We start from the raw sequence: 20,782 nt of genomic DNA, 5'->3' as shown, positions 1-20,782 counted from the left end.
GCCCGGGCGTGTGAGGCTGGCGGCATGACCGAATTCAGTGATGCCGAGCGTGCCTACCTGGCGTCCCAGCGGCTGGGGCGGCTGGCGACTGTCGATCCGAAGGGCCAGCCGCAGGCCAACCCGGTCGGCTTCTTCCCGCAGGAGGACGGCACGATCCTGGTCGGCGGATACGCCCTGGCGACCACCAAGAAGTGGCGCAACCTGCGGGCGAATCCGAAGGTCGCGCTCGTCGTCGACGACATCGTGAGCCTCAAGCCGTGGAAGGTGCGCGGTGTGGACATCAGGGGCGAGGCCGAACTGCTCACCGGGCCGCACGACCTGGGCCCGCACTTCAGCGAGGAGCTGATCCGGATCCATCCGGGGAAGATCCACAGCTGGGGCCTGGACTGACCGGGCGCGGCGCGCGGAGACCGCGCGCCGCACCCTGCCCGAGGTCCGTCGAAGACCATCGAGGCGCGTCGAGGAACTTCGACGTGCGTCGAGGAACTTCGGGACCCGTCGAGCCGACGTCAGCGCAGACGTCCGCGCTTCGCCTGCATCGCCGCGCGCCCTTCCGCGCCCTTGCGCTTCCAGTCCTTCAGGATCTCCGAGCGGAGCCGGGCATCGGTCTTGGCGACGATGCGGCGGTTCTCCCGGAGCAGCTTGCGGTAGCTGTCGAGACGGCGTTCGGGCAGTGAGCCTTCCTCGACGGCGGCGAGCACCGCGCAGCCCGGCTCCGCCTCGTGGGCGCAGTCGTGGAAGCGGCACTGCCGCGCGAACTCCTCGATCTCCGCGAAGACCTGGCCGACGCCGCTCTCCGCGTCCCACAGTCCGACACCCCGCAGCCCCGGCGTGTCGATCAGGACACCGCCACCGGGCAGGACGAGGAGGTTGCGGGTCGTGGTGGTGTGCCGGCCCTTGCCGTCGACGTCACGGATGGCCTGCACGTCCATCACGTCCTCGCCGAGGAGCGCGTTGGCGAGAGTGGACTTGCCCGCGCCCGAGACCCCGAGCAGCACGCTCGTGCCGCCGGCGACGACGGCACCGAACACGTCCATGCCGTCGCCGGTCAGCGAACTGACGGTCAGCACCTGCACGCCGGGCGCGGTCGTCTCGACGTCCTGGACGAGATACGAGAGCCCGGTCGCGTCCGGCACCAGGTCGGCCTTGGTGAGCACCACGACCGGCTGCGCGCCGCTCTCCCACGCGAGCGCCAGGAAGCGCTCGATCCGGCCGAGGTCGAGCTCGACGGCGAGCGAGACCGCGATGACGGCGTGGTCGACGTTGGCGGCGAGGATCTGCCCCTCGGAGCGGCTGGACGAGGTGGAGCGTACGAACGCGGTCCGGCGCGGCAGATACGTCCGGACGAACCGGGGATCGCCGGCCGGGTCGACGGCCGCCCAGTCACCGGTGCAGACGACCCGCAGCGGATCGTGCGGGGTGACGAACGCCGTGTCGGCCCGGACCGGGCCGTCGGCGGTGACGACGTCGCACTGGCCGCGGTCGACCCGTACGACGCGGCCGGGCAGCAGACCCCGCTCGGCGTACGGAGCGAACTCGGCCTCCCAGCCGTCGTCCCAGCCGTAGGCGGACAGCGGATGCGAGGACGGCGCGTCCGACGAGGAGGACGCCGCCGAAGAAGAAGGAGAGGACGACGGAAGAGAAGAGTGGGACGGAGAGAAAGACAAGGGGTGACCCTTCACATGGGTGGCCCCGGCACGCGCGCACAGGCGCGCAGAAGTGAGGTGGGGTCAGCCGGAGACCACGGGGGTGGAGTGGATGCACATCTGAGTGCGGGCAGCGCCCGGCGTGATGACAGCCATCGTTCACACCTCCCGGATCATGCTCGGCCTGACGCGGCGACAGGAGGCCACCGCGGGAACGCCGTCACATTAGCCCGGCCCGCCGGTCCGGCACCACGGGTTTTTCTCCGCCGTACCGGCGCGGGGCGGAAAACACCCGGTCGCCGCACGGGGTGTATCCATCCGCTCACTCCGTGTGGCGGGCCCGAATGATCGCCCATAGCTTCGGCTCATGACGAAACGACAGATCAGGTGCCTCGCATGCACCGCAGTCGTCATGGTCTCGGGACTGGGCGCCGCCGCCCCCTCGTCCGAAGCGACCATGCGCGCGGTCCAGCCGGGCGAATCGATCCAGGCAGCAGTGGACGCGGCGAAGCCGGGCGACACGATTTTCATCGCACCCGGCACCTATCGTGAGAGCGTCCTTGTCACCACCTCCGGCCTGACCCTGCGGGGCGCCGGACCGGCCACCGTCATCCGGCCCGCCGCGGCCGGTACGCGGGCCGCCAACGCCTGTGCGCAGATCGGCAGCGGCATCTGCGTACGGGGCACGGACAGCAAGCCCGTGAAGAATGTCGCCGTCCGCTCACTGACGCTGAGCGGCTTCGCGAAGAACGGCCTGTGGGCCACCCGCACCGACAGGCTCTCGGTCCGGCAGGTCACCGCGGAGAAGAACGGCACCTGGGGACTCGCCCAGGAGCGCTCCACCCGGGGCGTGTTCCGCGAGAACACCGCCCGCTCCAACGGTGACGCCGGGATCTTCCTGGCGAACACCATCGACAGGGAGGGCGGCGCGACGGACATCGGCGGTGCGGTCGTCGCCGGCAACAGGCTGTCGGACAACCGCATCGGCATCACCGTGCGGCGGGTCCGGAACCTGTCCGTGCTCGGCAATGACATCACCGCCAACTGCGCCGGCATCTTCGTTGTGGGTGACGAGTCGAAGCCGGCGGCCGGCGCGATGACCATCGGCGGCAACGTCGTCAGCAGGAACAACAAGCACTGTCCCGCCACGGCCCGGCTGCCCTTCCTCCAGGGCTCCGGCATCGTGCTCACCGGCTCCGAGGCCACCGTCGTCCGGCACAACAAGGTGACCGACAACGTGGGCACTTCGCCCCTGTCCGGCGGCATCGTCCTGTTCCAGAGCTTCGTGGGGGCGGCCAACACCGACAACGTCATCGAGAACAACCAGGTGACGGGCAACGGCAAGGCCGACCTCGCCAACGCCGCCGGCGGCGCGACCAACAAGTTCAGCGGCAACCGCTGCAAGACGTCCGTACCCGCGGGGATGTGCTGAGCCCGTGACCGCCATCAGCCCCAACCCCCGTATCACCGGGCCCGCCGGAGCGCGGACCCTCAGACGATTCGAGGCCGCATGACCACCGTAAGCCCCAGACCTGTCCAGCCCGTCGTGGACGACGTCGCCGCCCCTCCCCCGGCCATGCGCCTGCGCGAACTCGTCTTCGGCGCTGCGGTGTCCGCGGCCGTCCGCGCGGCGGCCCGGCTCGGCGTGGCGGACGCACTCGGCGAGACACCCACCACCGCCGAGGCGCTCGCGGCCAAGGTGACCACCGAGCCGCAGCCGCTGCGCCGGCTGCTGCGTGCGCTGTCCTGCTACGGGATCTTCGTGGAGACCGAGGACGGCACTTTCGCCCACACGCCCATGTCCCGGATGCTGCGCGAGGACGACCCGAACAGCCTGCGCTACATCTCCCTGTGGTGCACCGAGCCGTGGACCTGGGACGCCTGGCCGCGGCTGGACCAGGCCGTGCGCTCCGGCGAGAGCGTCTTCCAGGACCTGTACGGCAAGGGGTTCTTCGAGTACCTGCACGACGATGCCCGTGAGTCGGCGCATGTGTTCAACCGGGCGATGACCACCTCCAGCGTCCAGTCGGCGCAGGACGTCGCCGACCTGCTCGACCTCAAGGGCGTCAGGACGGTGGCCGACATCGGCGGCGGGCAGGGCCATGTGCTGGCCAGCCTGCTGGAGAAGCACCCGACGGTGAAGGGCACCCTGCTCGACCTGCCGGGCGTCGTGGCGAAGGCGGACCCGCGGCTGCGGGACGGCGGACCCCTCGCGGGCCGGGTCACCATCGTGGCCGGCGACTGCCGCCGCGAGATGCCGGTCGACGTCGACCTGTACGTCATCAAGAACATCCTGGAGTGGGACGACGAGAGCACCCGCAGCACCCTGCGGAATGTCGTCGAGGCGGCGCGGCCCGGAGCGCGGGTCGTCGTGATCGAGAACCTGGTCGACGACACCCCGTCGATGAAGTTCACGACCGCCATGGACCTGCTTCTGCTGCTGAACGTGGGCGGCGCGAAGCACACCCAGAAGTCGATGACGGACCGGATGACGCAGGCGGGCCTGGTGGTCGGTGAGGTCCGTCCGGTCAACGCCTACCTCCACGCGTTCGAGTCCGTCGTGCCCGGGTGAGTCGGTCCCACCACCCCCGCAGCACGCCGACGCCCCGGGTCCTCCGATCAGGAGGAGCCGGGGCGTCGTCGCGGTCTCACGCGGTGCTGTCGCGTTCCCACCGGTAGAACTGACGGGCCATCGCGTCCTTCGGACCACGCCAGGTCTGCGGGTCGTAGGGGCTGACGAACGCCGTCAGCCGGTCGCTGATGTCCTTGAATTCCGGGTGCTCGGTCACCTGCGCGATCGCCGGGCCCGGAGGGCGGTCCGACTCGATCAGATGCAGATACACATCGCCGAACTGGAACAGACTGCGCCGGGTGACTCCGACGAGGTGCGGCAGTTCGCCGCCGTCGGACTTCGCGAACAGTTCGGCGATGTCGGTGGCCGACTCGGGCGCCATACGCGCCACGATCAGCGCTCGGTGCGGTGAGGTCATCCGCTGTGCCCTTTCTTCCGGATCAGTTGGAGGGAACCGCGGCGCCGCGGCTCTCCCGGTCGCGCTGCTCGATCTTGTCCTTGATGAGTGCCATCTGGACCTTCGAGTTGCGGTTGATGTTGTCGGTCATCCACTCGTCGTCGACGGGCGCCTCGGGCTTCATGGCGAAGTCCTGCCGCCAGAGCATCCGGGTGCCGCCGGCGACCTCGGAGTACTCCCAGTGGATGTTCATGTGCTCGAAGGGACCCGTCTCGACGCGGCGGGCCTCCACCGTGCGCGCCTGGCGGTTCGGGGTGCGCTCCGAGACCCAGCTCCAGACCGTCCCGTTCTCGTCCGGGTGCATGGTCAGCCGGAACGTCGTGGTGTCACCCCGGCGCTCGATGACCTCGACGGAGGCATACTCGCTGAACAACTGCGGCCAGTTCTCCAGGTCGTTGGTCATGTCCCAGACGAGATCCAGCGGCGCTGCGACGACGATCTCGTTCTCGGTGTGTCCGGACACTTCAGGCTCCGCTCATGAGGTTGGTGTTGACGAGGTCGAGGAACTCCCGCGGGGTCTTGCAGCGGTCGGCGTCGGGCGGGAGGGGACGGCCGTGCCGGTTCTCCAGCTCGCCGACGATGCCGAGCAGACCGAGCGAGTCGAGGCCGAACTCGTCGAAGCGGGTTTCGCTCCGGCCGGCGAGGTCGGCGGGATCCACGGTGAGTCCGGCGCCCTTCTTCATCAGGGCGGCGAGCTCTTCGATGGTCAGTACGTCTGACATGGCAGTTCTCCTTGTCACGAGTTGTCACCAGGGCGATCGGCCGCACCGCGCACCACGAGGGCCGCGTTCGAGCCCATCAGTCCGCGGCTCAGGACGAGGGCCGTACGCAGCGGCGTCCTGCGGGCCTTGCCTGTCACGACGTCGATGTCGTGGCACACGTCGAAGACTCCCGGGGTGGGCGGCACGACGCCGTGCTCCATCGCGAGTACCGCCGTGGCCACGTCGAGCACGGGCCCGCCGCAGTACGCCCGGCCGATGCCGGTCTTGGGCGCGGTCACCGGAACCCGGCGGCCGTGCGCGCCCAGGGCGTCGGCGATCGCCAGCGCCTCGGCACGGTCGGCCTCGGGCACACCGAGCGCGTCGGCGAAGACCACGTCGATCTCCTCCGGGGCGCAGCCGGCCCGCTCGAGTGCGCCACGGATCGACATGGCCAGTCCTTCCCGGGACTCCTTCCACCGGGAAGGACCGGTGAAGGTGGCCCCGTGCCCGGCCACGTACGCGCGCGGCTGGACACCGCGGCGCAGCGCCGCCGACTCCTCCTCGACCACGAGCATCGCCCCGCCCTCGGCGGGGACGAAGCCGCAGGCGTCCGAGGTGAAGGGCCGGTAGGCCCGGGCCGGGTCGTCGCTGGTGCTCAGGTCCTGGTAGCCGAGCTGGCAGACGACCGAATAGGGCGCGAGCGGGGCCTCGGCGGAGCCGACGACCACCGCGTTCGTGCCGCGGGCGACGGCGCCCGCGGCATGCGCGAAGGCGTCGAGGCCGCCCGCCTCGTCACTGGCCACCACACCGCAGGGGCCCTTGAAGCCGCCGCGGATGGATATCTGGCCGGTGCTCGCCGCGTAGAACCAGGCGATGGACTGGTACGGCCCGACGTAGCGGGAGCCCTGGCCCCACAGCCGCTGGAGCTCCCGCTGGCCGAACTCGCCGCCGCCGGAGCCGGCGGCGGTGACAACACCGACGTCGTAGGGCTCGTCCTCGTAGTCGGCGCGGCCGAGCCGCGCGTCCTCGAGGGCGAGATCGGCGGCCGCCATCGCGAAGTGCGTGAACCGGTCGGTCTGGACGAGGTAACGCCCCTCGACCATGGTGGCCGGGTCCAGTCCGCGCACTTCGCCCGCGACGCGGAGGGGCAGTTCGCCGCACCCCTCCCGGGTGACCCGGTCGAGGACGCTGATGCCCTCCTGGGTCGCCTTCCAGAACACATCGGCACCGACGCCGTTGGGGGCTATGACACCGATCCCGGTGACAACCGTGCGCCGGTCGCTGCGGGTGCTCATCCTGACCTCCCACTGGGTCGGGTCATGACGACCGCCGACTGGAACCCGCCGAACCCACTGCCGACGGAGAGCACGCTGCGCAGCTTCCGGGGGCGGGCGGTGCGCGGCACGTAGTCCAGGTCGCACTCGGGGTCGGGGGTCTGGTAGTTGGCCGTCGGCGGGACCACCTGCCGGTCCATCGCCAGGACGCACGCGACGAGTTCGATGGCGCCGATGGCACCCAGTGAGTGACCCACCATGGATTTGATGGAACTCATGGGCGTCTTGTAGGCGTGGTCGCCGAGGGAACGTTTCACCGCCGCGGTCTCGTGGCGGTCGTTCTGCTTGGTTCCCGACCCGTGCGCGTTGACGTAGTCGATGGCGGAGCTGTTGATCCGGGCGTGGCCGAGGGCGGTGTCGATGGCGCGGGCCATCTCCAGGCCCTCGGGCGTCAGTCCGGTCATGTGGTACGCGTTGCCGAAGGTCGCGTAGCCACCTATCTCGCAGTACACGGTCGCGCCACGGGCGCGGGCGTGTTCCAGCTCCTCGAGGACGAGTACCGCTCCGCCCTCGCCCATGACGAACCCGTCACGGTCGGCGTCGAACGGCCGGGAGGCGTGCTCCGGGTCGTCGTTGTTCGCCGATGTCGCCTTGATCGCGTCGAAGCACGCCACGGTGATCGGGGATATGGGCGAGTCCGACGCGCCGGCTATGCACACGTCCATCCGCCCTTCCTCGATCGCGTGGAACGCGTAGCCGATCGCGTCGAGTCCGGAGGTGCAGCCCGTCGAGACGGTCTGCACCGGACCGTGGGCACCGATCTGTTCGGCGACCGCCGAGGCGAGGGTGCTCGGCGAGAACGCGCGCTCGAGGTGCGGCCCCGCCGGGCGGTGGTCGACGTCCCAGCGCGCGCCCGAACTGCTGACGGCGACGTAGTCGTGCTCGAGGCGCGTGGTGCCGCCGACCGCGGTGCCGAGCGACACCCCGATCCGCCAGGGGTCCTCGTTCTCGGGGTCGAGACCGGAGTCCTGTACGGCTTCCCGGGCGGCCACCAGCGCGAACTGGATGTACCGGTCCGAGCGCGCCACCAGCTCGGCTTCGAGACCGTGCCGCGCGGGGTCGAAGTCGACCTCGGCGGCGATACGCGAGCGGAAGCCCTCCGGATTGAAGAGGGTGATGCCCCTCGTGGCCGTGCGACCGCTCGCGAGCAGGTCCCAGAACGCCGGGGCGCCGACACCGCCGGGGGCGACGATGCCGACCCCGGTGACCGCCACCCGCCGGTTCACGAAACGGCCCCAGTCCGTTCCGGCGGCCTGCCCTGCTCGGCAGCCTCCTCGACATGCTCGGTGTCGACGTGCCCGAGTTCGGGGCGCGGCGCGAGCGGGCCGAGGTGGAAGACCATACGGGCCTCCTCGTTGCCGACGTTGCGGAACCGGTGCCGCACGTTCAGCGGGATCATGAGGCCCTGGTCGGGACTCATGGAGTGCGTCTCGCCGTCCAGGTCCACCTCCAGGAGCCCCTTCACCACGTACACGAACTCCTCCGAGTACGGGTGGTAGTGCTCGGCGATGGACTCACCGGGCGGCACGATCGCCAGGCCCATGAACCCGCTGGTCGCGCCCACGGCCGTCGGCGTGAGCACCGCGCGCAGGTCACCGCCTCGCCGGGTGTTGGGCTGGGTCTCGCTGAGGTCCACGATGCGTGGGCTGTGCGTGGTCATGCTGCTTCCTCCAGATGCAGGGTCCCGGTGGTTCGGCCCGCTGGCCGCTTCGCCGGGCGCGGGGTCAGGACGCCGTCAGGACTCGGGCGGCGCGCTCCGGTCGGTGATGAGCTGCATGTCGGAGCGCGCGAGGAAGCGCGAGATCTCCGCGTCGGTGGTCGGCACGCCCTCCTCGCCGTCGGCGAGGAGCTTGGCGAGGCAGGCGGCCTTGCGGTCACCTGCGACGCCGAGTGCCAGGGCGGGGTGCCCGTCCAGGGGCCCTACGACGTCCACCAGGCGGACGACGATGTCGTCGCGCTGGAAGACCGTGCTGCCGGCGATGGGGTTCCCGGGGCTGTCGGCCGCCGCCTCGTCCTGCTTGGCGAGCATCCGGGCCAGGGCCATCCCGCAGCCCTCCTTGGCCTGGTAGAACAGCGCGTGCCGGTTGAGCTCGTCGGTGTCCAGACCGTCGCCCGCGACATGGTGCACGGCGGGCAGTGCGGCACGGGTGAAGAAGAGCCGCGCGGAGTTGGAGTCGTCGAGGTCCCGGTCCTGCTCCAGGTACGGGTTGATGGCGTCCTCGACGGCCCGCACCTCGGGCTGCCGTGCCACGTGCCGCAGTGCGGCCATCAGATCGCCCTGCACCTCGATCGCCCTGACGACACGGTTGCCGTGCATGAAGAGCGAGGTGCGGCGCAGCCGGGTGTTGTCGTCGACGCGAGCCGACGGCGAGGTGTAGCCGGCGAGGATCTTGGCGACCTTCTCCTCGGTGCCCGGCTTGACCGTGAAGGTCAGCGCGTGCCGGACCACTCCGTCGCCGACGCGAGGAGCCGCCTGGAGGCCGCCCTTGCTGGGCGCGAAGGACTCGGTGAACGGCGCTCCGGTCTCCCGCAGCACACTGAAGCGCAGCGAACGCGTGTCCCGTACGCAGCTGTGCAGCGGCTGGACCGTCTCCACGTGCTCCTCGCTGTTGACCCACGCGAGGAAGGGCGGTGCACTCTCCCACTCGCTCGTGATGAGCCACTGCGACGGGTTCTCGATCGACTGGCAGAGCTGGTCGTTGATGTGCCCCGGTACGGAGGCGACCTGGTTCCGCATGTGCTCGTACGCCTCGAGGAACTGCTTCTGCGCCCCGTCGTGGAGGTCCAGCAGCAAAATCACCCGAAGCCTGGAGCCGTCGAAGGCGGACTGCGATATCCGTTCCGACAAGGTTGTCATCCTTGTTCACACTCCTTCGCGACCGTGCCAGACATGGCCCGTCGTCAGTTGTCGGTGGAATCCGCACGGTCGAGCCCTGCGGATCCGCAACGATCGCCCCACATGGCCCGGGGGCGCTCCCGCAACCGATCGTGGTCCGGTCGCACGTCCGGCGCGAGAGCTGAGCACCATGCGGGTGAATGGGCGAGGGAACCCCTGTCGTGCCGGGCATCTAGTTCCCATGGAAGAGAACGCCGATCACCGCGTGCCGGTACTGATCGTCGGCGGGTCCCTGGTGGGCCTGGCCACCTCGATGTTCCTGAGCCGTCATGGCATCGGGCATCTGCTCGTCGAGAAGCACTCGGGCACATCCACACACCCCCGCGGCCGAGGAATGAACGTCCGCACGATGGAGCTGTTCCGCGTCTGCGGAGTGGAACAGGACATTCGCGAAGCGGCGGCCGTCCTCGCCGACAACCACGGAATCCTTCAGGGCGGGTCCCTGACGGGCAATGACTCCGCCTGGCTGTTCAAGGAGATCGACCCGGGCGGCCGACTGGCGCGGATCAGTCCCGCCGGCTGGTGCCTGTGCAGCCAGAACGACATCGAGCCGGTGCTCTCCGAGCATTCGCGAAGGCTCGGGGCGCAGATGCTGTACTCGAACGAGATGCTCTCGTTCGAGCAGGACGCAGGCGGTGTCAGCGCCGTCGTCAAGGACCGTACGACCGGCGAGCACAGGACCGTGCGCGCCGACTACCTCGTCGCCGCCGACGGGCCGCGCAGTCCCGTCCGGGAACAGCTGGGCATCGGCCAGACAGGCAACGGCGAGCTGTTCCACAACGTCAGCGTCACCTTCAACTCCCGGCAGCTCGCCGACGTCGTCGGCGACCGGCGCTTCATCGTCTGCTACCTGACCAAGCCCGGAGCGGACGGGGCCCTGCTGCCGGTGAACAACGTCGACCGCTGGGTCTTCCACGCGCCGTGGCACCCCGAGGACGGTGAGACGCTCGACGACTTCACCGACGAGCGGTGCGCCGACCACATCCGGCGCGCGGTCGGGGCCGAGGACCTGGATGTCGAGATCACCGGCAAGGCGCCGTGGCATGCGGCCGAACGGGTCGCGGAACGCTACTCGGACGGCCGGGTCTTCCTCGCCGGTGACTCCGCCCACGAAATGTCCCCGACCGGCGCGTTCGGCTCGAACACCGGTATCCAGGACGCCCACAACATCGCCTGGAAGCTCGCGGCGGTGCTGAAGGGCTGGGCCGGGCCGGGCCTGCTCGACACCTACGGCATGGAGCGGCTGCCGGTAGCGCGGGTCACCAGCGAGCGCGCCTCGGCCCGCTCGGCGGAGCACAGCCACCCCGGCTACGCACCCTCGCCCACTTCGGGCGGCGGCCGGCAGGGCGGCGTGCTGATGGTGGCGATGGGCTACGGCTACCGCTCGGGCGCGGTCGTCGGGGTCGACCCCTCGCTGGCCGTGGTGCCCGAGCGCATGCAGCTCTCGGGGGATCCCGGCACCCGGGCCCCGCACATCTGGGTCACCGGACAGAACGGCCGTGTGTCGACGGTGGACCTGTACGAGCAGTCGCTCGTGCTGCTGTGCGCCGAGAACTCACCGTGGCGCGAAGGCGCCCGCAAGGCCGCGGCGGGACTGTCCGTACCTCTGGAGGCCTACGCGATCGGCAGCGGGCCCGCCGCCGATCTCTCCCCGGAGGACGGAGAGGACTGGGCGGAGAGGCACGGCACCACTCCCGAGGGCGCGGTGCTCGTCCGTCCCGACGGCTTCGTGGCCTGGCGTTCGCGGGGGGCGGCGGACGATCCCGAGGCGACGCTGCGGAAGGTGCTCACGGAGGTTCTGAGCCTGGGCTGAGTACTTCCCGGGCAGACAGCAGGTCCGGCACGCGCGACGCATCTGGGCAAACGCGTCGCGCGTGCGGCCGTTGCGCTCTACGGTGCGCGGATAGCCCACCGTATGCGGGAGGTGTAGAAATAGGACATGGCCGCACGCTACGGCCGCCGGCGCTCGGTTCTGAGGATGAGAACCCTCGCAGGTCAGGTCTTTCTCCTGCAGGTGGCGATCGTGGTGTTGCTCGTCGCAGCAGGCATGGGCGCGCTCGTCCTGCAGTCCCGGTCGGACAGTGAGCGCGAGGCCCGCAACCGTTCGGTGGCGGTGGCCGAGACGTTCGCGAACTCGCCCGGTATCGAGGCCGCGCTGAAGAGTCCTGACCCCACCGCTATTCTCCAGCCGCGCGCCGAGGAGGCGCGAAAACGTTCCGGCGTCGACTTCATCGTCGTCCTCAACCCGCAGGGCATCCGTTACACGCATCCGCTCCCCGACCGGATCGGCAAGCAGTTCGTCGGCAACCTGGCCCCGGCACGGGCCGGCGAGGTGGTCACCGAGAAGATCACCGGGACGATCGGGCCGCTCGTCCAGGCGGTGGTGCCGGTGCGCGGGGCCAACGGGACGGTCATCGGCATGGTGTCGGCGGGCATCACGATCGACCATGTCAGCGGTGTCGTGGAGGACCAGTTCCCGCTGCTGCTGGGCGCCGCGGGCGTGGTGCTGCTGCTGACCACCGGTGGCACGGCCCTGGTCAGCAGACGGCTGCGGCGCCAGACGCACGGCCTCGGGCCCACCGAGATGACCCGGATGTACGAGCACCACGACGCCGTCCTGCACGCCGTACGCGAGGGCGTGCTCATCGTCGACGGCGACGGGCGGCTGCTGCTCGCCAACGACGAGGCACGGCGGCTGCTGAGTCTTCCCGCGGACGTGGAGGGCCGGCCGGTCGCCGAGCTGGGCCTGGACCCCCGTACCGCCGAACTGCTGACCTCGGGGCGCATCGCCAGCGACGAGGTGCATCTGGTCGGAGACCGGCTGCTCGCCGTGAACCAGCGCTCGACCGACGCGGACGGCGGGCCGCCCGGCAGTGTGGCGACGGTCCGCGACACCACCGAACTCCAGGCGCTCAGCGGGCGGGCGGACGTGGCCCAGGCGCGGCTGAAGCTGCTGTACGACGCCGGCACGGAGATCGGCACCACGCTGGACGTGGTGCGCACCTGTGAGGAGCTGACGGAGTTCGCGGTGGGCCGCTTCGCCGACTTCGCCACCGTCGACCTGATGGCCGCCGTGCTGCGTGGCGAGGAGCCGACGCCGAGCGGCGGCGGCGCGGAGATGCGCCGCGTGGCGTTCCAGGGGCTGCGGCAGGACTCGGCGCTCTACCCGCTGGGCACGGCCATCCGCTTTCTGCCGACCACTCCGATGGGCGCGGGCATCGGCAAGGGCGAAGCCGTCCTGGAGCCGGATCTCGCCGCCCTCAGAGGCTGGCAGCAGCAGTCGCCCGTCCGGGCGCAGAAGCTGGTCGACTCCGGCTTTCATTCCATGATCGCGGTGCCGCTGCGGGCGCGCGGGGTGATCCTGGGCGTGGCGATGTTCTGGCGCTCCAAGCGGCCGGAGGCCTTCGAGGAGGAGGACCTCTCCCTCGCCGAGGAACTGGTCGCGCGGGCGGCGGTGAGCGTGGACAACGCCCGCCGGTACACGCGCGAGCACACGATGGCGGTGACGCTCCAGCGCAGTCTGCTCCCCCGCGGGCTGCCGGAGCAGAACGCCCTGGACGTCGCCTTCCGCTACCGCCCCGCCCAGGCGGGCCTCGGCGGGCTCGGCGGAGTGGGCGGCGACTGGTTCGACATCATCCCGCTGCCGGGCGCGCGGGTGGCGCTCGTCGTCGGCGACGTCGTGGGGCACGGGCTGCACGCCGCGGCCACCATGGGCCGCCTGCGCACGGCGGTGCACAACTTCTCCACGCTCGATCTGCCGCCCGACGAGCTGCTGTGGCATCTGGACGAACTGGTCGCCCGGATCGACCAGGAGGAGGTCGCCGACGGCAGTGAGGCCGGCGAGGCGGGCGTCACCGGCGCGACCTGCCTCTACGCGATCTACGACCCGTCCACCGGCACCTGCACGATGGCGCGGGCCGGGCACGTCCAGCCGGTGGTGCTCCACGCGAACGGCAACGCGGACTTCGCGGAGGTCCCCGGGGGTCCGCCCCTCGGACTCGGCGGGCTGCCCTTCGAAACGCTGGAGCTCCAGCTGCCGGAGAACAGCAGCCTGGTGCTCTACACGGACGGTCTGGTCGAGGACCGCGAACGGGACATCGACGAGAGCATGGCCCTGCTGCGCCGTACCGTCGCCGGGCATCCGGACCGCAGTCCCGACGAGACGTGCGAGGCGGTGCTCCGGGCCCTGCTCCCGGAGCGCCCGCGGGACGACATCGCGCTGCTGGTGGGCCGTACCCGCGTGCTCGACCCGGCGAAGGTGGCGGACTGGGAGGTACGGCCGGATCCGGCCGCGGTGGGCGAGGTCCGGGGGGCTGTGGCACGCACGCTGGCGGAGTGGGGTCTGGAGGAGGAGGCGTTCACGACGGAGCTGATCCTCAGCGAGCTGGTCACCAATGCCATCCGCTACGCCATCGGGCCGATCCACGTCCGGCTGATCCTGGACCGCAGCCTGATCTGCGAGGTCTCCGACCACAGCAGCACCTCGCCCCATCTGCGCCAGGCCGCAACCACCGACGAGGGGGGCCGCGGGCTGTTCCTGGTGGCCCAGTTCGCCGACCGCTGGGGCACCCGGTACACACCGGACGGCAAGGTCATCTGGACGGAGCAGCCGCTGCCGTCCGAGGACCTGTGACGGCCTCTGGGCGCCGGGGTGCCGCGGATCGGCGGCCCGCCCGGCGCCGGCAGGACGACGGTGGCCCGGCTGCGCGCGGGGAGGATGTGCGTCCTCGAATCGCCGCGTTTCCGCGCGGCGACCGGTGCTCGCGCGGGGACACGGCAGATGCCGAGGGGGGACGGACGCGGTCGCGTGTCCGTTCCCGGCCGGCCGGCCGGGCTGCTCGCATCGCGGTGGCCGGACACGTCACGGCCGGTCGGGGACGGTCCGCTCCCCCGCGAGCGGCCGGCCGCAGCGCAGATTCCACCGGCCGGCCCGGCCGCTCAGTTCTGTGAGCGCCAGCGGTGCCACGTCGAGCCGCCAGAACACCTCGACGGGAAGGCCCAGCGCGTGGACGGTCACCGCCCGCGCGAAGGCGGGCTCCACGACCGCCAGCACCCGCCCCGCGTCGTCAGGCAGCGAGCGGAGCCAGTCGCCGGCCCGTGCGCAGAGCGCCGTCAGGGACTCGCCGCCGTGCGGTACGGCCGACGGGTCGGACAACCAGACGGCCACCGCCTCGGGTTCGCCCGCGCTCACCTCGTCCAGCCGCCGTCCCCGCCAGCGGCCCATGTCCCAGTCGGCGAGCCGGTCCGCGGGCTCGGCCTGAAGCCCCAGTGCCTCGGCCGTGGCGCGGCATCGCAACGACGGTCCGCACAACGGCTGTCGGACCTGCGGCAGATCGCCCGCCGCGGCCCGGGCCGCGCGTGCCCCGAGCTCGTCCAGCGGCTCGTCCGCCCCGAAGCGCGCCTCCCGCACAGCGGCCGTCGTCGCAGGTGCGACCAACATCACCCGTACTGTCACCGGTTGCCCGCCCTTCCCGCCGCAGTGCCCACGGCACAAGCACATCACGGGAGTTCCGGTGTTCTCCCGCGCCCCCACGCGCCGTAGCGGTGGGGGCCCGCACGCGGTACGGTCGCGTGGACATGACGACGGTGTGACGGAAGTCCGGTGAGAATCCGGCACGGTCGCGCCACTGTGAACCCGTACCTCTGCGGGAAGTCAGACCCAGCACCTTCGTCTCAGGCACCACGATCGGGACGCGTGTTCCCCAGGAGGTTCTGCCATGGCTCAGTCCGTTGCGCCCGCCACCACCGCGCCGGCCATCACCCCCATCTCGCTCAAGGCGATTGCTCCCTGGGCGGTCTTCTTCGGCATTGTGATGCTGGTTCTGCTGTACTTCGTCGGCGCCGAGCAGGGTGCCACCTCGCTCATCGCCGGTGAGAACGTTCACGAGTGGGTCCACGACGGACGCCACCTGCTCGGCTTCCCCTGCCACTGAGACGCCGGGGGAACGATCATGAACTCCGTATCGGTGCGAGCCCTGCTCGTCCGCGGCATGCTCGCCGGACTGGTCGCGGGTGCGGTCGCCATGGCCGTCGCGTACTTCCTGGGTGAGGGTCCCGTCGACTCCGCCATCGCGTTCGAGGAGAGCCACTCCCACGAGCACGGCGGCGAGGAACTGGTCACCAGGGCCATGCAGTCGACCGCGGGGCTCGCCACCGGCGTACTCGTCTTCGGTGTCGCGGTCGGCGGCATCGCCGCCCTCGCCTACTGTGTCGCACTCGGCCGCGTCGGCCGGTTCGGTCCGCGTGCCACGGCCGCGCTGCTCGCGCTCGGTGCGCTGCTGAGCGTCTACCTCGTGCCGTATCTCAAGTACCCGCCGAACCCGCCGGCCGTCGGTGACCCCGACACGATCGGCCAACGGACCTCGCTGTACTTCCTGATGGTCCTGCTCAGCGTGCTGCTGTCGGTGGCCGCGGTGATCCTCGGCAGGCGGCTGGCGCCGCGCCTGGGCAACTGGAACGCGACGATCGCCGCGGGCGGGGCCTTCGTGGTCGCCGTCGGTCTCGCGTACGCCTTCCTGCCGTCGTTCAACGAGGTGCCGAAGGGCTTCCCGGCCACGGTGGTCTGGGAGTTCCGGCTGGCGACGCTGGCCATCCAGGCCACGCTGTGGACCGTCTTCGGCCTGGTCTTCGGCTTCCTGGCCGAGCGGCTCCTGACACCGAGGACGGTGCCGGCGGCGGACGGGAGCGCTTCGGCCTCTCCTGCCGTGGCAGCCAACTGATCCACCGTCAGCAAGCGGGAACCCGCCGGGAGACCGGCGGGTTCCTGTTTTTCAGCCGCGGGACACCGGGGGCAGGGCGCACAGCGCCACGGCGACCCGGTACCGGCGTCCGCGCGCGGTCCCGGATCCGTCCGCGGCGGAAGCCGGACCGCTGGTGGCAGGACCGGTGATGGCAGGCGCGGAGCCGGACGTGGCAGGGGTGGGGCATGTGGTCATCGGCGAGTCCTTCCGCAGTGGTTCCCCCTCTCACTCAGTGATGTTGGAGTCGGCGCGGGACGGTCAGTCTGCCGGGGCGGGACGTCACCCGTACGGAGCGGGGCGGCTCGGCCGGCCGCAGAGGTCCGATTCGTTCAAGACCCCCCGCGCGCGGCCTGCCTAGATTGACGCCATGACTCCACAACTCGACGCGATCGGCATCGTCGCCTCCGACATGGCCGCATCTCTCGCCTTCTACCGCCGCATCGGACTGGACATCCCGGCCGGCGCCGACACCGCCCCGCATGCCGAGGCGACGCTGCCCAACGGGCTGCGTGTGCTGTGGGACACCGAGGAGACCATCCGCTCCTTCGACCCCCAGTGGACCCGCCCCACGGGCGGCGGGGAACGCATCGGTCTCGCCTTCCGGTGCGACAGCCCGGCCGAGGTGGACACCGTGTACGCGGACCTCACCGGGGCCGGGTACCAGGGGCACCTCAAGCCCTGGGACGCGGTCTGGGGGCAGCGCTACGCCGTGGTGCTCGACCCCGACGGTTGCGGGATCTCGTTCTTCGCGGACTCCGCGTAGGCACTGAGGGTCGTACCGCCGAGGTCCCGCATCTCCCGGGCGAGGTGCGCCTGGTCGGCGCAGCCCGCGGTGAGTGCGGCGTCGGCGTACGGCACTCCGGCCCGTACCAGCGTCAGCGCGCGCTGGAGCCGCAGCACCCGGGCCAGGGTCTTGGGCCCGTACCCGAAGGCCGCCAGGGAGCGGCGGTGCAGCTGGCGGGCGCCGAGGCCGGCCGCGGAGGCGGCGCCGGCGACCGTGCCGCCCTCGTCGAGACGGCGGACGACCTCGCCCAGCACCGGGTCGGGACGGCCGGCGTCCGCCGCACGGGCGATCGCCACGGCCTCCAGTGCCCCTACGGGGTCGGCGGCCGTCAGGATGCGTTCGGTGAGCCGGCGGGCCTCGGTCGCGCCCCACAGATCGGCGATGTCGACGCGCCGGTCGCGCAGTTCGTGCGCCGGTACGCCGAGGAGCGCGGGCGCGGTGCCGGGGGCGAACCGGACGCCCATGGCCGTGATCATCCGGGTGTCCGCGATCTGGGCGCGGGAGTCGGGACCGGCGACGAGGAGCCGGCCGTCGACCACGATGAGGTCCATGCAGCCGTCGGGCAGTACGGGGTGGGCGGGGCCCGGCAGGCCGGCCAGGGTGCGGGTCCACACGACGGCGCCCTTCAGGCGGGACGGGCGTTCCACGTACATGCCATCGAGGCTAGTGCTTCCCGCACGCGCCGTCCCGCGTCCGGGGGAAGCGCGGACAGTCCGGGAACCCGGTGTCACTCCCCCGGCGGCGCCTGCTTGTGGTGCTCCCTGCCGGAGTGCAGCCGGGAGCGTACGTCGTCCGGGGGCAGGAAGCGCGACCAGCGCTCCGGGAACTCCGAGGGCATGGGGGCGTCGTCCCCGTCCGCCTCGTCGTCGTCCGGGTCGTCGTACATGTGCGTCGCCTTCGCGCGGGCGAGGATCTCCGCCGCCTGGGCGGCACGCATGCGCTCGTTGGCGGCGCGGGCCGCCGACGTCGCGACCGACGGCCAGACACGGTCGATCGCGGCGTTCACCGCGGCGCCGACGAGCACGGCGAAGGCGGTGAGACCGATCCAGAGCAGGACGGCGATGGGCGCCGCGAGGGAGCCGTAGATCGTCGGGCCCTCGACCGTGCTGGTGAGGTAGATCCGCAGCAGGAAGCTGCCGAGCACCCACATCGCGAGGGCCACCAGGGCGCCGGGGACGTCCTCGATCCACGGAGAGCGGACGGGGACGGACACGTGGTACAGCGTGGTCAGGAAGGCGATGGAGAGCAGGATGACCACCGGCCAGTACAGGATCGCCACCACTTCCGTGCCCCACGGCAACAGCTCCACGACCCGGTCGGGGCCGACGACCGCCAGCGGCAGGACCACCGCCCCGATCAGCAGCGCGATGATGTAGAGCAGGAAGGCGAGCAGGCGGGTGGCGACGATGCCGCGCTGGCCGTCGAGGCCGTACATCACGGTGATGGTGTCGATGAAGACGTTGACCGCGCGCGATCCCGACCACAGGGCGATCGCGAAACCGATGGAGATGATGTCCGGTCGGCCGCCGTGGGTGACGTCCTCCAGCAGCGGCTTGGCGATCTGGTTGACGCCCCGGTCGGACAGCACCGTGCCCACCGCGGTGAGGATGTTCTCCTCGATGGAGGCGACGGTGGTGGTGTCGGTCCAGTCGTCTATGTAGCCGAGCAGACCGATCAGTCCCAGCATCAGCGGCGGCAGGGACAGCAGGGTGAAGAACGCGGCCTCGGCCGCGAGTCCCAGGATGCGGTACTCGATGCACGAGTTGACCGTGTCTTTCAGCAGCAGCCACGCCATCTTCCGCTTCGAGACGTTGCGGTAGAGGACCCGGGCCCGGTGGAGCCGTCCCGGTGGCCGCTCGGGTGTTTCATTTGCTGCCTGCACCTCCTTACCGTATCGGCATGGCAGCTACCACCCACACAGTGACCAACCAGGCTCCACCCCTGGTGGGGTACGACGTCTATACGTCCGACCGGGCCCTCACCGAAGCCGTGGAGCGGCATGTCGCACCGGGCCTGCTCGACGAGGCACGAGAGGAGCTCTCGGAACTCGGCCGCAGCGCCGGATCCGCCCAGGCGCAGGAGTGGGGGACGCAGGCGAACGAGAATCCGCCGAAGCTGCGGACGCACGACCGGTACGGCAACCGCATCGACGAGGTCGACTTCCATCCGGCCTGGCACCGGCTGCTCGGCCACGGCGTCACCTCGGGTCTGACGAACGCCTGGGGCAGGCCCGCCGGACACGTCCGTCGCGCGGCAGCTTTCCTGGTGTGGACGCAGGCCGAGCCCGGACACGGCTGTCCCCTGTCCATGACGCACGCGGCCGTGCCGGCGCTGCGGACGGACCCGGCGCTGGCCGCCGAGTGGGAGCCGAAGCTGACGTCGCAGATCTACCAGCAGGACCTGCGGCCCGCGGCCGACAAGCCGGGTGTCCTGTTCGGAATGGGGATGACCGAGAAGCAGGGCGGCAGCGACGTCCGGGCGAACACGACCCGGGCCGAGCCGGCGGGCGGGGACGGCGAGTATCTGCTCACCGGTCACAAGTGGTTCTGCTCCGCCCCGATGTCCGACGGCTTTCTGGTCCTCGCCCAGGCCGCCGCCGGCCTCACGTGCTTCCTCGTGCCGCGGATCCTCGCGGACGGCACCCGCAACGTGTTCCGTATCCAGCGGCTCAAGGACAAGCTAGGCAACCGGTCGAACGCGTCGAGCGAGGTGGAGTTCGACGGGACGTGGGCGCGCCGGGTCGGTGAGGAGGGGCGCGGGGTGCGCACCATCATCGAGATGGTGGCGGCGACGCGGCTGGACTGCGTGCTCGGGTCGGCGGCGCTGATGCGGCAGTCGGTGGCGCAGGCCGTGCACCACTCCGCGTACCGCAGCACCTTCGGCGGTCCGCTGATCGACAAGCCGCTGATGCGCAACGTCCTGGCCGACCTGGCGCTGGAGTCGGAGGCGGCCACGGCGCTCGGGCTGCGGCTGGCCGCGGCGTACGACGCCGACACGGAGGAGGAGCGGGCCTTCCTGCGCCTCGCCGTGCCCGCCGCCAAGTACTGGGTGACCAAGAGGTGCACGCCGACGGTCGCGGAGTCGCTGGAGTGTCTGGGCGGCAACGGCTATGTCGAGGAGTCGGGGATGCCACGGCTGCTGCGCGAGTCCCCGCTCAACTCGATCTGGGAGGGCTCGGGCAATGTCCAGGCGCTGGACCTTCTGCGTGCGCTCCAGAGGGAGCCGCAGGCTCTGAACGCCTTCCTCCAGGAGGTGGGCCGGGCGCGCGGGGCGGACCACCGGCTGGACGCGGCGATCAAGAACCTGCTGACGGAACTGGCGGACCTGGACGGCATCGAGGCGCGGGGCCGCAGGCTGGCGGAGCGGATGGCGCTGGTGCTCCAGGGTTCGCTGCTGGTGCGGTGGGCCCCGTTGGAGGTGTCGGACGCGTTCTGCGCCTCCCGGCTGGGCGGTGACTGGGGTACGGCCTTCGGCACCTTGCCGCACACGCTTGACCTGGCGTCCGTCGTCGAGCGGGCACGGGCCGAGGTGTGAGCCGGCGAGGCTGACAGGAACCCGGGGTGGTGACGCGCCGAGACGGACGGCGCCGCCCCGGGGGCGTGCACCTCATGGGAGGGCGCGAGCCCGGGTCCGCCGGCAAGGGCGCGAGCCC

At 71.2% G+C, this 20,782-nt stretch carries 20 protein-coding genes; 9 read left to right on the top strand and 11 right to left on the bottom strand.

What is annotated here, in order from left to right; all coding sequences use genetic code 11:
- Positions 1-24: 24 nt before the first annotated feature.
- Complete coding sequence (locus ABTX78_RS04470; RefSeq protein WP_352205317.1) at positions 25-390, top strand: PPOX class F420-dependent oxidoreductase; 366 nt, start codon at positions 25-27, stop codon at positions 388-390.
- A 119-nt stretch (positions 391-509) separates the two neighbouring features.
- On the opposite strand, the gene rsgA is transcribed toward ABTX78_RS04470, so the two are convergent.
- Entirely contained in the window at positions 510-1,574 is a 1,065-nt protein-coding gene (rsgA, locus tag ABTX78_RS04465) for a ribosome small subunit-dependent GTPase A (RefSeq protein ID WP_352205499.1), read from the bottom strand.
- A 439-nt stretch (positions 1,575-2,013) separates the two neighbouring features.
- Between rsgA and ABTX78_RS04460 the strand changes: the two genes are divergently transcribed.
- Together ABTX78_RS04460 and ABTX78_RS04455 are read left to right on the top strand one after the other, a co-directional pair.
- Entirely contained in the window at positions 2,014-3,078 is a 1,065-nt protein-coding gene (locus ABTX78_RS04460; protein ID WP_352205316.1) for a right-handed parallel beta-helix repeat-containing protein, read from the top strand.
- 78 nt (positions 3,079-3,156) lie between these two features.
- Entirely contained in the window at positions 3,157-4,218 is a 1,062-nt protein-coding gene (locus ABTX78_RS04455) for a methyltransferase (protein WP_352205315.1), read from the top strand.
- A 76-nt stretch (positions 4,219-4,294) separates the two neighbouring features.
- On the opposite strand, the gene ABTX78_RS04450 is transcribed toward ABTX78_RS04455, so the two are convergent.
- The 7 genes from ABTX78_RS04450 to ABTX78_RS04420 all read right to left on the bottom strand — a co-directional run bounded on the left by ABTX78_RS04450 (position 4,295) and on the right by ABTX78_RS04420 (position 9,567).
- Entirely contained in the window at positions 4,295-4,636 is a 342-nt protein-coding gene (locus ABTX78_RS04450) for a TcmI family type II polyketide cyclase (RefSeq protein ID WP_352205314.1), read from the bottom strand.
- Between the two features lie 22 nt (positions 4,637-4,658).
- Complete coding sequence (locus ABTX78_RS04445) at positions 4,659-5,138, bottom strand: SRPBCC family protein (RefSeq protein WP_352205313.1); 480 nt, start codon at positions 5,136-5,138, stop codon at positions 4,659-4,661.
- A gap of 1 nt (position 5,139) precedes the next feature.
- Positions 5,140-5,397 carry an acyl carrier protein gene (locus ABTX78_RS04440; RefSeq protein WP_352205312.1) on the bottom strand — a complete coding sequence of 86 codons (258 nt, stop codon included), beginning with the start codon at positions 5,395-5,397 and terminating at the stop codon, positions 5,140-5,142.
- A 14-nt stretch (positions 5,398-5,411) separates the two neighbouring features.
- A complete protein-coding gene (locus ABTX78_RS04435) occupies positions 5,412-6,671 on the bottom strand; it encodes a ketosynthase chain-length factor (RefSeq protein ID WP_352205311.1) in 1,260 nt (419 codons plus the stop codon).
- On the bottom strand, positions 6,668-7,936 hold the full coding sequence (locus ABTX78_RS04430) for a beta-ketoacyl-[acyl-carrier-protein] synthase family protein (protein ID WP_352205310.1): 1,269 nt from the start codon (positions 7,934-7,936) through the stop codon (positions 6,668-6,670). Before ABTX78_RS04430 ends, ABTX78_RS04435 begins: the two co-directional genes overlap by 4 nt.
- A complete protein-coding gene (locus ABTX78_RS04425) occupies positions 7,933-8,370 on the bottom strand; it encodes a cupin domain-containing protein (protein WP_313943431.1) in 438 nt (145 codons plus the stop codon). The genes ABTX78_RS04430 and ABTX78_RS04425 overlap by 4 nt, the downstream gene beginning before the upstream one ends.
- A 75-nt stretch (positions 8,371-8,445) precedes the next feature.
- Positions 8,446-9,567 carry a SchA/CurD-like domain-containing protein gene (locus ABTX78_RS04420; protein WP_352205309.1) on the bottom strand — a complete coding sequence of 374 codons (1,122 nt, stop codon included), beginning with the start codon at positions 9,565-9,567 and terminating at the stop codon, positions 8,446-8,448.
- A 220-nt stretch (positions 9,568-9,787) separates the two neighbouring features.
- On the opposite strand from ABTX78_RS04420, the gene ABTX78_RS04415 reads away from it, so the two are divergent.
- Together ABTX78_RS04415 and ABTX78_RS04410 are read left to right on the top strand one after the other, a co-directional pair.
- Positions 9,788-11,419 carry an FAD-dependent oxidoreductase gene (locus tag ABTX78_RS04415; RefSeq protein ID WP_352205308.1) on the top strand — a complete coding sequence of 544 codons (1,632 nt, stop codon included), beginning with the start codon at positions 9,788-9,790 and terminating at the stop codon, positions 11,417-11,419.
- Positions 11,420-11,545: 126 nt separating this feature from the next.
- The gene (locus tag ABTX78_RS04410; RefSeq protein WP_352205307.1) at positions 11,546-14,239 is read left to right on the top strand and encodes a SpoIIE family protein phosphatase; all 2,694 of its coding nucleotides are present in this window, start codon (positions 11,546-11,548) and stop codon (positions 14,237-14,239) included.
- A 228-nt stretch (positions 14,240-14,467) separates the two neighbouring features.
- Here the strand turns inward: ABTX78_RS04410 and ABTX78_RS04405 are convergent, their stop codons facing one another.
- Positions 14,468-15,061, bottom strand: coding sequence for a histidine phosphatase family protein (locus ABTX78_RS04405; RefSeq protein ID WP_352205306.1), 594 nt, complete (start codon positions 15,059-15,061; stop codon positions 14,468-14,470).
- 262 nt (positions 15,062-15,323) lie between these two features.
- Between ABTX78_RS04405 and ABTX78_RS04400 the strand changes: the two genes are divergently transcribed.
- The 3 genes from ABTX78_RS04400 (at position 15,324) to ABTX78_RS04390 (ending at position 17,109) form a co-directional block, all read left to right on the top strand.
- Positions 15,324-15,539 carry a CbtB domain-containing protein gene (locus tag ABTX78_RS04400; protein WP_352205305.1) on the top strand — a complete coding sequence of 72 codons (216 nt, stop codon included), beginning with the start codon at positions 15,324-15,326 and terminating at the stop codon, positions 15,537-15,539.
- A gap of 18 nt (positions 15,540-15,557) precedes the next feature.
- Entirely contained in the window at positions 15,558-16,325 is a 768-nt protein-coding gene (locus tag ABTX78_RS04395; protein ID WP_352205304.1) for a CbtA family protein, read from the top strand.
- Positions 16,326-16,713: 388 nt separating this feature from the next.
- Positions 16,714-17,109: a VOC family protein gene (locus ABTX78_RS04390; protein ID WP_352205303.1), complete on the top strand. Its 396-nt coding sequence runs from the start codon at positions 16,714-16,716 to the stop codon at positions 17,107-17,109.
- On the opposite strand, the gene ABTX78_RS04385 is transcribed toward ABTX78_RS04390, so the two are convergent.
- Together ABTX78_RS04385 and ABTX78_RS04380 are read right to left on the bottom strand one after the other, a co-directional pair.
- Positions 17,049-17,783 (bottom strand): DUF6597 domain-containing transcriptional factor, encoded by a 735-nt coding sequence (locus ABTX78_RS04385; RefSeq protein WP_352205302.1) that lies wholly within the window; start codon positions 17,781-17,783, stop codon positions 17,049-17,051. The two genes, ABTX78_RS04390 and ABTX78_RS04385, sit on opposite strands and share 61 nt — an antisense overlap.
- 74 nt (positions 17,784-17,857) lie before the next feature.
- Complete coding sequence (locus tag ABTX78_RS04380) at positions 17,858-19,012, bottom strand: YihY/virulence factor BrkB family protein (RefSeq protein ID WP_352205301.1); 1,155 nt, start codon at positions 19,010-19,012, stop codon at positions 17,858-17,860.
- A gap of 17 nt (positions 19,013-19,029) precedes the next feature.
- On the opposite strand from ABTX78_RS04380, the gene ABTX78_RS04375 reads away from it, so the two are divergent.
- Entirely contained in the window at positions 19,030-20,664 is a 1,635-nt protein-coding gene (locus ABTX78_RS04375; protein WP_352205300.1) for an acyl-CoA dehydrogenase family protein, read from the top strand.
- Positions 20,665-20,782 lie beyond the last annotated feature (118 nt).

The organism is Streptomyces sp. NPDC096193, from assembly GCF_040302905.1.
Taxonomy (GTDB): domain Bacteria; phylum Actinomycetota; class Actinomycetes; order Streptomycetales; family Streptomycetaceae; genus Streptomyces.
The sequence above is the reverse complement of the archived record's forward strand: the minus strand, read 5'-3'. Positions and strand labels throughout refer to the sequence as shown.

Bases quoted from the DNA above. Each gene is read 5' to 3' on its own strand.
- ABTX78_RS04415 (WP_352205308.1), top strand. From the start codon at position 9,788: ATGGAAGAGAACGCCGATCACCGCGTGCCGGTACTGATCGTCGGCGGG.
- ABTX78_RS04390 (WP_352205303.1), top strand. From the start codon at position 16,714: ATGACTCCACAACTCGACGCGATCGGCATCGTCGCCTCCGACATGGCC.
- ABTX78_RS04455 (WP_352205315.1), top strand. From the start codon at position 3,157: ATGACCACCGTAAGCCCCAGACCTGTCCAGCCCGTCGTGGACGACGTC.
- ABTX78_RS04450 (WP_352205314.1), bottom strand. From the start codon at position 4,636: ATGACCTCACCGCACCGAGCGCTGATCGTGGCGCGTATGGCGCCCGAG.
- ABTX78_RS04460 (WP_352205316.1), top strand. From the start codon at position 2,014: ATGACGAAACGACAGATCAGGTGCCTCGCATGCACCGCAGTCGTCATG.
- ABTX78_RS04435 (WP_352205311.1), bottom strand. From the start codon at position 6,671: ATGAGCACCCGCAGCGACCGGCGCACGGTTGTCACCGGGATCGGTGTC.
- ABTX78_RS04470 (WP_352205317.1), top strand. From the start codon at position 25: ATGACCGAATTCAGTGATGCCGAGCGTGCCTACCTGGCGTCCCAGCGG.
- ABTX78_RS04375 (WP_352205300.1), top strand. From the start codon at position 19,030: ATGGCAGCTACCACCCACACAGTGACCAACCAGGCTCCACCCCTGGTG.
- ABTX78_RS04420 (WP_352205309.1), bottom strand. From the start codon at position 9,567: ATGACAACCTTGTCGGAACGGATATCGCAGTCCGCCTTCGACGGCTCC.
- ABTX78_RS04425 (WP_313943431.1), bottom strand. From the start codon at position 8,370: ATGACCACGCACAGCCCACGCATCGTGGACCTCAGCGAGACCCAGCCC.
- ABTX78_RS04395 (WP_352205304.1), top strand. From the start codon at position 15,558: ATGAACTCCGTATCGGTGCGAGCCCTGCTCGTCCGCGGCATGCTCGCC.
- ABTX78_RS04410 (WP_352205307.1), top strand. From the start codon at position 11,546: ATGGCCGCACGCTACGGCCGCCGGCGCTCGGTTCTGAGGATGAGAACC.
- ABTX78_RS04385 (WP_352205302.1), bottom strand. From the start codon at position 17,783: ATGTACGTGGAACGCCCGTCCCGCCTGAAGGGCGCCGTCGTGTGGACC.
- ABTX78_RS04440 (WP_352205312.1), bottom strand. From the start codon at position 5,397: ATGTCAGACGTACTGACCATCGAAGAGCTCGCCGCCCTGATGAAGAAG.
- ABTX78_RS04400 (WP_352205305.1), top strand. From the start codon at position 15,324: ATGGCTCAGTCCGTTGCGCCCGCCACCACCGCGCCGGCCATCACCCCC.